This window comes from Desulfosarcina widdelii (assembly GCF_009688965.1).
Classification (GTDB): Bacteria; Desulfobacterota; Desulfobacteria; order Desulfobacterales; family Desulfosarcinaceae; genus Desulfosarcina; species Desulfosarcina widdelii.
Genome location: NZ_AP021875.1, coordinates 1540939 through 1552851, shown reverse-complemented (window position 1 = coordinate 1552851; position 11913 = coordinate 1540939). Strand labels below are relative to the sequence as shown.

General features: G+C 57.8%; 9 protein-coding genes and 1 tRNA gene. 7 read left to right on the top strand and 3 right to left on the bottom strand.

Going from position 1 to position 11913, the window contains the following annotated elements; translation table 11 throughout:
- The first annotated feature begins 19 nt into the window (after positions 1-19).
- Complete coding sequence (locus GN111_RS07195) at positions 20-805, top strand: ParA family protein (RefSeq protein WP_155303107.1); 786 nt, start codon at positions 20-22, stop codon at positions 803-805.
- A gap of 55 nt (positions 806-860) precedes the next feature.
- On the opposite strand, the gene GN111_RS07190 is transcribed toward GN111_RS07195, so the two are convergent.
- The 3 genes from GN111_RS07190 to GN111_RS07180 all read right to left on the bottom strand — a co-directional run bounded on the left by GN111_RS07190 (position 861) and on the right by GN111_RS07180 (position 5382).
- Complete coding sequence (locus GN111_RS07190; protein ID WP_155303106.1) at positions 861-3299, bottom strand: heavy metal translocating P-type ATPase; 2439 nt, start codon at positions 3297-3299, stop codon at positions 861-863.
- The gene (locus tag GN111_RS07185) at positions 3299-3502 is read right to left on the bottom strand and encodes a heavy-metal-associated domain-containing protein (protein ID WP_155303105.1); all 204 of its coding nucleotides are present in this window, start codon (positions 3500-3502) and stop codon (positions 3299-3301) included. Before GN111_RS07185 ends, GN111_RS07190 begins: the two co-directional genes overlap by 1 nt.
- A 125-nt stretch (positions 3503-3627) precedes the next feature.
- Positions 3628-5382 (bottom strand): YcaO-like family protein, encoded by a 1755-nt coding sequence (locus tag GN111_RS07180; RefSeq protein WP_155303104.1) that lies wholly within the window; start codon positions 5380-5382, stop codon positions 3628-3630.
- A 194-nt stretch (positions 5383-5576) separates the two neighbouring features.
- Here GN111_RS07180 and GN111_RS07175 point away from each other — a divergent pair, with 194 nt between their 5' ends.
- The 6 genes from GN111_RS07175 (at position 5577) to GN111_RS07150 (ending at position 11888) form a co-directional block, all read left to right on the top strand.
- Positions 5577-5885 (top strand): hypothetical protein, encoded by a 309-nt coding sequence (locus tag GN111_RS07175; protein WP_155303103.1) that lies wholly within the window; start codon positions 5577-5579, stop codon positions 5883-5885.
- The gene (gene hisB, locus GN111_RS07170) at positions 5885-6472 is read left to right on the top strand and encodes an imidazoleglycerol-phosphate dehydratase HisB (protein WP_155303102.1); all 588 of its coding nucleotides are present in this window, start codon (positions 5885-5887) and stop codon (positions 6470-6472) included. The genes GN111_RS07175 and hisB overlap by 1 nt, the downstream gene beginning before the upstream one ends.
- Positions 6473-6703: 231 nt before the next feature.
- Positions 6704-8521, top strand: coding sequence for a DNA primase (dnaG, locus tag GN111_RS07165; RefSeq protein ID WP_170302179.1), 1818 nt, complete (start codon positions 6704-6706; stop codon positions 8519-8521).
- 35 nt (positions 8522-8556) lie between these two features.
- Positions 8557-10437, top strand: coding sequence for an RNA polymerase sigma factor RpoD (gene rpoD / locus GN111_RS07160; RefSeq protein ID WP_155303100.1), 1881 nt, complete (start codon positions 8557-8559; stop codon positions 10435-10437).
- Between the two features lie 73 nt (positions 10438-10510).
- Positions 10511-10583: transfer RNA gene (locus GN111_RS07155), tRNA-Ile, on the top strand.
- Positions 10584-10769: 186 nt separating this feature from the next.
- On the top strand, positions 10770-11888 hold the full coding sequence (locus GN111_RS07150; RefSeq protein ID WP_155303099.1) for a Nif3-like dinuclear metal center hexameric protein: 1119 nt from the start codon (positions 10770-10772) through the stop codon (positions 11886-11888).
- The last annotated feature ends 25 nt before the right edge of the window (positions 11889-11913 follow it).

Below are 11913 nucleotides of genomic sequence, written 5' to 3'. Positions count from 1 at the left end.
CTCGCGGAAGGGAGGTAGGATGGCCAAGAAGAAAACCAGAACCATTGCGGTGGCAAACGAAAAGGGCGGTGTCGGTAAAACGGCTACGGTGGTTAACCTGGCGGCTGCCCTGACCCGTTCCCACCAGTCCGTACTGGTGGTGGACATGGATCCCCAGGCCAATGCGACCAAAGGACTGGGTGTCCCGGCCGATGAGGAAAGGCCTTCGGTTTACGACCTGATCATGGACAACGGCCGTAAGCCGGCGACAGAGGCGGTAATCCCCACCCGCTGGGAGGGGCTGCACCTGATTCCCTCCCATGTGGATCTTTCAGGCGCCGAAGTGGAACTGGTGGATGCCGAAGGCCGGGAAAACCGTCTGAAAGAGGCCCTGGGACCGGTTCTGAAGGATTACGATATGGTTCTGCTGGACACGCCCCCCAGCCTTTCCCTGCTCACCATCAATGTTTTTTCCTGCGCCTCGGAAGTCCTGGTTCCCTGCCAGACCCATCCATACGCCTTCGGCGCCCTGGAGGAACTGTTCGACACCATCGAGGCGGTTAAAGAAGAGATCAATCCGAAGCTGTTTGTCTCCGGCATCGTGCCGACGCTGGTGGATTTGCGCACGAGGGTGTCCAGGGAGGTCATGGAGCGGCTTAAAAGCGACGAGCGCTACCGGGATCTGGTTTTTTCGACGGCCATCCGCAACAATACCACCATTGCCGAGAGCGCCGAGGTCGGCAAGCCGGTGGTCTTCTACCGCCAGAGCAGCTACGGAGCCATCGACTACAACGATCTGGCGGATGAGCTGTTAGCGCGTAGCTGATAGCTGATGGCGGGAAGTGGTTTTTTTCTATGAGCTACACGCTACGAGCGATGAGTTACTTTCGGTATAGCCGCAAGCTGTTGGATACCACCGAAATACTGGAAAAGGCCATGGCCAGGGCGGCCAGAATGGGATGCAACTGGCGCAGCATTATTGGCAGCCCTTCAAACGGGTAGAGCGCCCCCGCGGCCACGGGGATCAAGACGGCATTATAGAAAAAGGCCCAGAACAGATTCTGGCGGATCGTCGTCATGGTAGCCCGGCTCAGGGCAATGACCCGCGGAACGCCGCTAAGCGATCCGGACGCCAGGATCACCTCGGCGGTTTCGATGGCCACATCCGTGCCCGTCCCGATGGCCATGCCGACGTCGGCGCGGGCCAGCGCCGGGGCGTCATTGATTCCATCTCCCACCATGGCCACGATTTTTCCCTCGGCCTGTAACGCCTCGACCCGCAGGGCCTTATCCTCCGGTTGCACTTCAGCTTCCACCGTATCGACACCGGCCTGCCTGCCGATGGCCTCGGCGGCCAGACGGTTGTCGCCGGTAAGCATCACGGTTTCCAGGCCCATCTGCTTCAAGCGGGCCACGGCCGGAGGAGAGTCCGCCTTGATGCGGTCCGATACACCGATGATTCCAAGGATGCGATCCGCTTCGGCAGTTACCATGACGGTTTTGCCCTGGCTTTGAAGCTCGGCGATGCGTATATCCGTTTGGGACGACATCTTCACCGATCCCTTCTCGAACCAACGCGGTTTGCCCACCCGCAGGGTGCGGCCTTCCACCCGGGCCTCTACGCCGTGGCCTCCGTGGGCTTTGAAATCCACCGAATTCGCCAGGGTGAGGCCCGTCGCTTCGGCCTTTTCTACGATGGCCCGGCCTAAGGGGTGCTCGGACCCCTTTTCCACCGAGGCGGCCAGGGTGAGCAGTTCCATTTCGCTCATGCTCCCTTGGTCATCGGGAAGCAGATCGGTAACCACCGGCCGGCCTTCGGTAATGGTGCCGGTTTTATCCAGAACCACGGTGGTCAGGCGGGTCGCCTCTTCAAGCGCGCGGCTGTTTTTAATGAGCATGCCCCTTTCGGCGCCCTTGCCGGTTCCGGCCATAATGGCCGTAGGCGTGGCCAGCCCCAGCGCGCAGGGGCAGGCAATGACCAGAACGGCCACCATGCGGATCATGGCGGTGACGAAATCTCCAGACACCAGAATCCAGATCCCGAAAACCAACAGAGCGATGACGATGATCGCCGGCACGAACACGGCGGCCACCCGATCCGCCAGGGCTTGAATGGGCGCCTTGCTGCCCTGGGCCTCCTGAACCAAACGGATGATCTGGGCCAGGGCGGTTTTGCGCCCCACCCGGGTGGCGGTAAAGGTCAGCATTCCCTGGCTGTTGATGGTTCCGGCGGCGACCGTGTCGCCTTCCTTTTTGTCCACGGGGATAGGCTCGCCAGTGAGCATGGATTCGTCCACCGACGAAACGCCCTGGTTCACCCGTCCGTCCACGGGAATTCGTTCGCCGGGCCGCACCACTACCACGTCATTCACCCGTACCCGATCGATGGGGATCTCCACCTCCACCCCTTTTTGGATCACGGTGGCGGTTTTGGGGCGCAGCCCCATCAGTTTGCGGATGGCGTTGCCGGTTTTGCCCTTGGAGCGCGCCTCGAGCAGCTTGCCCATTTTGATCAGGGTGATAATCACCGCCGAGGTTTCGAAGTAGACGTGGTCCCCCAAACCGGGCAGCAGCAGGACGGCCAGGGAGTAGACATAGGCGGTGGACGATCCCATGGCCACCAGAACGTCCATGTTGGCGCTTTTGTTGCGCAGGCTCTTCAGGCCGCTGACATAGTAGTCCCAGCCGGTGTAGAACTGTACGGGCGTGGCCAGCAGAAGGAAAAACCAGTTCACCCACGCATGGTGGCTCCATGGCCCGGTGACGCCGAAATCCCTGGCCATGCTGAGAAGAAAGAGGGGCAGGGCGAAAACGACGCCCACGGTGAACTTGCGGGTCTGATCGGCAATTTCCCTTGCGCGGGCGTCGGCTTCTGCGTCGGCCGGTTCGCCTTCCGTCTCCATGACGGCGCCGAAGCCGGCTTTTTCCACCGCCGCTGCCAGATCGTCCGGGGTCGCCATGGACGGAAGGTAGTCGACGGCGGCCCGCTCGGCGGCGAAATTGACCGCCGCGTTCACCACCCCGGGAACTTTTTTACCCAGAGCCCGTTCGACGTTCATGGCGCAGTTGGCGCAAGTCATCCCCGTAATCGGAAAATCGATGTGCGCCGTCGTCACCTTAAAGCCGAGCGCTTCCACTTTTGCGATCAGATCCTTCGCAGAAACAGTCTTCGGATCGAAGGTGACAGCGGCCTGCTCGGCGGCGAAATTGACGTTGGCCTCGTCGACACCTGGGAGTTTGTTCAGGCCTCGGGAGATGTTCATGGCGCAGTTGGCGCAGGTCATCCCCGAAATAGGCAATGTCAGTGTCTGATTTGCCATTATTGGGCCGGATAGTTGATTTCGTCCAGGATGGCCCGAATGCTTTCGATTGTAGCCGGGGCTTCCCAACCAACGGTTACGGTTTTGGTTTCGGCATCTGCCTTGACTGAAGTCACGCCATCCATTTCGGCAAGTTCCGACTCGATGGCCGATACACAGTGGCCGCAGGAAATATTGGGAACGGTCAGCTTCTCTTGATTCATGGATTCCTCCTGATGAAATGCTGTTTTTGTCGTCGAAATTAAATGTAAGCGGCCTGAAGGAGGTTGGCAAGGTGCCGGTGCATGTAATCCACGGAAGCCGGTTTGAGCCAATCGGCCCCCGACGTTTATGAGTTGTCTCCAGCCAATCGCGCAAGATTGTCCCTGGCAAAGTCGATGGATGGATCCAGTTCCAGGGCCAGGCGGTAGTACTGCACCGCATCTTGGGTCCTGCCCATGTCCCGGTAGTTGGAGGCAATGTTGGCGTAGTCGATGGCCGAACCGGGATCCAGTTGGATGACCTTTTCAAAGCAGCGGATGGCGGCCTCGTGTTCCTTGCGCATGAAATGGCAAAATCCCATGAGGTTGTAAATGTCCGTACGCCGTGCATCCAGGGCTTCGCCCTTAGCCAGCACGGCAAGGGCGTTTTCATAGTCGCCCAGGTCCTTGTAGCAGACGCCCATGTAGGAATAAATGCTGGGAATATCCTGCCTGGCTGACGCCAGGTCCAGGGAAAGGTCCAGGGCCCGGGAAAAATGTGTCAGGGCCAGCCGGGGATCGCCTTTTTCCAGGTGGCAGTTGCCCAGGTAGAACTGAATGAAATATTTACCCGGCAACAGGCGTTCCATTTCCGTTAAACGCCGGATGGCGTCGTCCGGACCGAAGTTTTCCGTGGCGATTTTTGCAGCGAACATAGCCACACTGGTTCCGGCGGCCCGTTCCCGGAAATGGGCGCCAGGGATGATGGTGTAAAGGGCCGGCACGGCCAGTTGGGGATGGGTGGTGTCGATGGTCAGCACCTCGTAGTCGCGCTGGCCAAGGGCCTGGATCAATGCCTCCACCTCTTTGCGGATGTTTTCGTTGGAGAGGTCTGGCAGGTCGGTCATCGAAATCGGTCCGGGAGCTTCCATGATGTAGGCAGCATCGCCGAGCCGGGTAAATTTGGGCAGGCCCGATGCTTCGTAGTTGGCCCCGGAGTTAAAGTCGCCAGCCAGTTGGGCAACCTCGGTCAACGCCCGGCTGAGGGCTTTTTCCGGACCGGGGGTGGTTCCGGCGGTCCAGACGATTTCGCTTTTGGCGGGAAATGTGGCCGGATCGTAGGCCAGCACCGCGATGGAGGGAATTCCCATGTCCAGGGTAAAGTCGTTGACGAACAGCTCGACGCCTGCCCTGGCGTACTTGTCCAGCATTTCCATGACCAGCCGGTCGGTTGTCGACTGCGGGTCGATTCGCGCTGCAGGCAGCCGCTTGCGACTGATCAGCGACGACACGTGCCGTTCGACGATTTCGCAGATGCCCTGAACCAGTGCTTCTTCCACGCAATTGCCCGCCGAAGGGCCGTTGAAAGCATTGATGGCATAGAACCAGTCGATGGGAACCAGCACTTCTTTTTCCCGGGTCAGGTTCCAGGCGCCGGTCCAGCGAAGGGGCAGGGTTTCGAAAATCTTTTTGGCAGCGGAAAGATCGTCCGATTCGTCATGTACGGATTTGGCAATTTGCGTAAATGAGATGGCCTCTTCGCGAAACTGTTCCCGGGTCCCCGTTTGCGTGTAGCTCCGATTTTTATAGAAACTGAAGAAACTGAACCGTTCGGCCAGTTCCATCACCGCGCTGGCCTCAGCCTGGGCGGGAGTGGCGCCTTTGCCCATCTGTTTCCGGGTGCCGATAACCGCCCGGGCATCGTGACCGCAGGTGCTGAAAAAAACGGGGATGTCCAGCCGGCCATTGTCGATACGCTCAGTCTTTTCAAGGATTTTCAAATCCATGGACTGCATGCGTTTTTTCACCGTAGCCACGGTTTTTTCCGGTTGACAGATTTTATCCTGATCGTCGGTCGCCTGTTTGAAGGCGTCCTTCAGTTCAATGGGGCCTGTTCGCTTCATCTAAGCTCCTTTTTTGGCACTGCCCACAGGCATATTGCCGACGGGCAGACTGCCGGATTTGATTTCAAATGGGGTGTACATGCCCGAAGCGGATGGAGGCAAGCTCTTTTTCGGATGAATCGGGTACCCGAACTGACCGGTTCTTTGCGTCGAAGCGCTTGCTTTGACTGCCGTTTCAAGGTATTAAAGCATAAATGGACGAAAACCCCAAAGAGCCTGAAATTGTCGATTACGGAGGTCGACGTCGTCAGTTCGACCGGCGTCTGAGTTCCCAGCGGCCAAGGGTGCCCGAGTGCCGCTCCGGCCGCCCGCGCCGCAGCGGGTTCGATCGGCGCAGCATCAAAAACAATGCGCTCTACAGAGTCAAACAAGAACGTCGTGCCAACTTCGCACAATTTCTGAAAATGATTCCCGAAGAGGAAAAAATTCCTGAAGATCAGATGATACTGATCGACAATACCATTGATGCGGACGATGAATCCCGATTGCAAGGAGAACCTTGATGAGTCGAACCAGCCGGATTGAAAGGAAAACGACGGAAACCCAGGTTGCGGTGGAGATCGAGCTGGATGGGGAGGGAAAAGCCGATGTCCACACCGGCATCCCTTTTTTCGACCATATGTTGACCCTGTTTTGCGTTCACGGACGCTTCGATTTGAGTGTCACGGCCAACGGAGATCTGGATGTCGATTTCCATCATACCGTGGAGGATGCCGGGCTGGTTCTGGGAGAGGCTGTATCGGCGGCACTGGACAACCGGGCCGGCATCGAGCGTTACGGATTTGCCGTGACCCCCATGGACGAAGCCCTTGCCCAGGTGGCCATCGACCTGTCCAACCGGCCGTATCTGGTTTACAACCTGCCAAAGGCCCTGGATTGCGTCGGACCCTTCGATGCCGGTCTCGCCAAGGAATTTTTCAGGGCCTTTGCCGTCAAAGGCGGAATGAATCTGCACGTCAACGTTCCTTACGGGGAAAACGAGCATCATGTCCTGGAGTCGCTTTTCAAGTCCGTGGGCCGGGCCCTCAAACAGGCTGTTCGAACCGATACGACCCGTCCCGGCATCCTTTCTTCAAAGGGAACCCTCTGATTTTTTATCTACAGAACACATAAGTCGCATTGACAACCAACAGCCCGGGGTTTATCTTGTTAAATTTAAAAAAGGTTGGCCCTATGCACACATTAGCTACAGGCACTGTCCCGGCGTTCAGGCGTCATATCCACCGCCGATCCGGCCCATGACCGTACCCTCGTAAAAACGGTCCCGGTCCTACCGGAACACGAATAAACCCGAATCCATTTGAAATGGAGGCGGCTTTTCTTGGCGGCGCTAATCCCTGAAGACAAAATTGAAGCGATCAAAAACGCTTCCGATATCGTCGATATCGTATCGGAAGTTGTCTCCCTGCGGCGCGCAGGGCGTAACTTCCTGGGGCTATGCCCTTTTCACGCTGAAAAAACCCCATCTTTCACGGTGAGCCCGGATAAACAGATCTTTCATTGTTTCGGCTGCGGTGCCGGCGGGAACGTTTTCACTTTTCTGATGAAACAGGGCGGCCTCTCCTTCCCCGAAGCGGCGCGCACACTGGCCCGGCGTTACGGAATCGATCTTCCCACCCGGGATCTGTCCCCTTCCGAGAAAAAAAAGTTGACGGAGCGGGAAACGATACTAACGCTTATCGACGAAGCCATGGCGTTTTACCGCGAGCGTTTGCTTTCAGGCAGGGAAGGGCAGCAGGCCATGGGCTATCTGCTGAAACGGGGAATGACCCGGAAGACCATCGACGACTACAGGCTGGGATTCGCCCCCGATGGCTGGGACCATCTTACCCGGTACCTGCATTCACGCAAAAGGTCGCCGGTCATGGCCGCGCAGGCGGGCCTGATTGTTCCCCGTAAAAAAGGGGAGGGCTATTACGACCGGTTTCGCAACCGGATCGTTTTTCCCATTTTCAACGCCCAGAATCAGCCCATCGGGTTTGGCGGCCGCGTGATGGACGACGCGCTTCCCAAATACCTGAATAGTCCCGAAACCCCTGTATACAACAAAAGCCGCTCCCTTTACGGGCTGAACGCGGCTCGCCCCAAATGCCGGGAAACAGGGACGGTTTACGTGGTGGAAGGATATTTCGACCTGCTCTCCATGCACCAGTTCGGCATCGCAAACACGGTGGCCACCCTGGGCACATCCCTGACGGCGGATCATGTCCGCATCCTCCGGGGATTCGTGGGCGAGGGGGGCAAAGCCGTTCTGGTTTACGACTCTGACCAGGCGGGAATCAAGGCGGCCCAGCGCAGTGTCGCGGTTTTTCAGAAAGGAGACCTGGAGGCCAGGATTCTGGTGCTGCCCGAAGGCCATGATCCGGACTCTTTCTTAATGGAGCAGGGGCCTGACGATTTTATGAAAGCGGCCAACAGCGCCATGGCCATGTTTTCCTTCATGGCCGAATCGGCGGTGGACCGATACGGGTTGAGCGTCGAAGGCAAGGTGCGCATCGTCAACGACCTGAGACCGGCGATTGCAGCCATTGGCGATCCGGTGGCCCGCTCGCTGCGGATCAAGCACCTGGCCGAACGAATCGGGGTGGAGGAATCGATTGTCCTGGATAAAATCCGCCGCTGGAAGCCTGCACCGGCCAGACCGGCATGGACAAACACAGGCGGCGAAAGAGACCCGGTCCGGGAGGCGACCTCGGTAAGGGGAGAAACCTACCGGATGGAGCGGCGCCTGGTGGCCATGATGCTTCAGTTTCCGGAGATGGTCGCCGATATACAGCGGAGGCGGCTGACCGACCATTTTACCGATCCCGTACTGACGGAGATAGGAAAGGAGATCATCGATCATTTCAACCAAAACGGCAGCGATATTGCCAGCCTGGTATCCCGCTGGGAGGACCCGGAAAAAAGAGCGGTGGTGACCCGACTGTCCATCAACGACGAACATTGGGGCAGGCAGGGCTGCATGGCCCTGATCCACCAGTTTGAAAACAGCATCAGACGTCGGGACAAGGAACTGCTTAAACGGATCGAAGCCGCCGAAAAAAGCGGTGACGATGCTCTTTTGGCCCAACTATTGCGGGAAAAGCAGCTTCAGGCGCAAGGGAAAACGGCGCGGCAAAGCGATGCGCCCCCATTTTAAATAATAATCCTGTATCTATTCAGGAGGCAAACGGCATGACCAAAAAATCCGATGACAAGCGCAGCGTCAAAGCCAGACCGGCTGCAAAAAAGACAGCCGCGAAAAAAGCGAAGGCTCCGGCCGGTAAAAAGGCTGCAGTCGGCGCCGCTGCAAAGGAAAAACAATCGGACAAAAACGCGAAGACCACTGAAAAGAACGACCAGAAAGCGCTCAAGGCGCTTATTAAAAAAGGCAAAGAGCAGGGCTCGCTGACCTATGACGAAATCAACGAGGCGCTGCCCAACGAGATGATGTCTTCGGAGATGATCGACGATACCCTGATGATGTTCGACGACATGGACATCGAGATCATCGAAAAAGAAGGGGAAACAACCGAAAAAGAGAGCGCTTCCGAAAAGAAGGCGGTATTGAGCAAGGCCGTAAGCGTATCCGATTTCGGATCGGTGACCGACCCGGTGAAAATGTATCTGCGCGAGATGGGGATGGTCACTCTGCTCAGCCGCGAAGGAGAGGTGGAGATCGCCAAAAAGATCGAAGCGGGAGAGCAGGACGTTCTCAAGGCCCTGCTGGAAACCTCTTTGGGCGTACAGTACATCCTCGAATTCGGAAACCTGATCGAAAAAGGCGCCCTGCGGCCCAAGCATGTATTGCGCGACGTGGATGAGGGCGATGCTTATGTGGACGAGATGGTTCAGATCGAAAGTTTTCTGGAAACCATTTCCGCAATCCGCCAGGTAAACGATGAAATCCAGGCGTTCCGTGACCGTATGTTCGCCGAACAGATGGAGCCTGACGAAGCCAGGCGGGTGCGGCGATGCATCATGCGGCGCAACAACAAGATTTTTGAACTGCTCAAGAGCTGGCGGCTCGAAGGCGGCGTCATTGATCGAATCGAAGCGCATATCCGCCGACTGATTGACTGGTTCGATGCCCAGAACAAACTGGTGGCCATCACGGCGGAGGCTTTCGGTGCAACGATCCGGGATCTTCGCGAAAACCTGACCACCAAATCCAAATTCATGCAGTGGGCCAGGAAACAATCCAGTCTCGATGACGAAAGCCTGGGACGCATCTACACCCACCTGAAAAGCATGTCCGAACAGCTGGTGGAAAAAGAAAACGCCTTCAAAGCCAACAACCGCAACCTGAAGCGGGTCATGGCCAGCGTGGACGAAGGCCGCCTGCGGGCCAAGTTCGCCAAAAGCGAGTTGATCCGGGCCAATCTGCGGTTGGTGGTCAGCATTGCCAAAAAATACACCAACCGGGGGCTGCAGTTTCTGGATCTCATCCAGGAGGGCAACATCGGGTTGATGAAGGCGGTGGACAAGTTTGAATACCGGCGCGGGTACAAGTTCAGCACCTACGCCACTTGGTGGATCCGGCAGGCCATCACGCGGGCCATTGCCGACCAGGCCCGGACGATCCGCATCCCGGTACATATGATCGAAACCATCAACAAGCTGATCCGCACTTCCCGTTACCTGGTCCAGGAGTTCGGCAGGGAACCCCGTCCGGAAGAGATCGCCGAAAAAATGGAAATTCCCATCGACAAGGTACGCAAGGTGCTCAAGATCGCAAGGGAACCCATTTCTCTGGAAACCCCCATCGGTGAGGAAGAGGACAGCCATCTGGGCGATTTTATCGAGGACAAGAAGTTCATGCTGCCCTCCGAGGCGGCCGTTAGCATGAACCTGGCCGAACAGACCCGCAAAGTGCTGGCGACGCTGACCCCCCGGGAGGAGAAGGTCCTGCGCATGCGCTTCGGAATCGGCGAGAAGGCGGATCACACTCTGGAAGAAGTGGGACAGGATTTCACGGTTACCCGTGAGCGAATCCGGCAGATCGAAGCCAAAGCCCTGAGAAAACTGCGTCACCCCACACGCAGCCGCAAACTCAAGAGCTTCATTGACAATTGATTCGCGCATGGGCAGTTTCCCATTGGCTTGACAAATGACAACGGCGAGAGTAGGAAACAATCGCAATTTATTGGGGCCCATAGCTCAGTTGGCAGAGCCACCGGCTCATAACCGGTCGGTCCCTGGTTCGATCCCAGGTGGGCCCACTCCCTTACATTCGTTTCGAGCTTTTTTGAGGATTCGAACCGCTCGACACGGGTATTTCTCCGGTTCCGTTCGAAAAACCGCAACGCCCGGAGGTCGCGACACCTTATGGTGTCCAGAGGAAAAGGCGATTCGGCGCGGCGAGGTTCCGGCTCCCGCGCCTTTTTTACGTCCTTGGAGAGCGTGACATGACGGCAACCGTTGGCCAATTCATACGCCTGCTTGACGACCTGGCCCCGCCGCGCCTGGCCGAATCGTGGGACAACGTCGGCCTTCAGATCGGCAGCCGCGCCTGGCCGGTTAAAAAAGTGTGGACGGCACTGGATCCGCTTCCCGAGGTGGTGGCCGCGGCCATCGAAAACAACGTAAATCTGCTGGTTACCCACCACCCGTTGATCTTCAAACCGCTCAAGCGGATCGACAGCGATACGCCGACCGGACGGATTGCCGAAATGGCCCTGGCCGCAAAGCTGGCGATTTTCTGCGCCCACACCAATCTGGACAGCGCTGCGGGCGGGCTCAACGACATGCTTGCCAGCCGCATGGCGTTGCATTCGCTCCGGGTGTTGGACCAGCCGGCCGATGCCAACCGCTGTAAGGTGGTCGTATTCGCGCCTGAAACCCATGCCAAGGCGATCATGGATGCCGTATTCGCAAAAGGAGCCGGCCGGATCGGCAACTATTCGTCCTGCAGTTTTCGGTGCGAAGGCATGGGCTCTTTCCAACCGGGCGAGCTGGCGACGCCGTCCGTTGGGAAGGTCGGGGCCCTGACGGAGGTCCGGGAGAGCCGCATTGAAGTTCTCGCAGACCGCGACGATGTGGACCGGGTGGTGGCAGCGGCCAGGCAGGCGCATCCTTACGAAGCCATGGCATACGATGTCTATCCCCTCAGCGGACAGGATCTCGGGATCGGGTTGGGACGGGTGGGAAGGCTGCCCTCCCCGATGACCCTGGCCGATTTTTCGAAAACCCTCAAAGCGGTTTTGAATCTTTACATGGTCAAGGTTACCGGTCCGGCAGCTATGCCGGTGGAGACGGTGGCCCTTTGCTCGGGCAGCGGATCCGGGCTGTTCAAATCCGCCGTGGCTTCGGGAGCAGACGTTTATGTGAGCGGGGATCTGGGCTATCATACGGCCAGGGATGCCCAGCAGGCCGGTATCGGGCTGGTGGACATCGGCCATTTTGGATCGGAGCACATTGTTGTCGATGCGCTATCCAGCGCCATTCGCAAAGTGATCGAGGACGCCGGCATATCGGCCGATGTGGAGGCCAATGACATGGAAACGGACCCATTTCATTATTTGTGACAACCAAAGGCAATGCGAAAGGCAA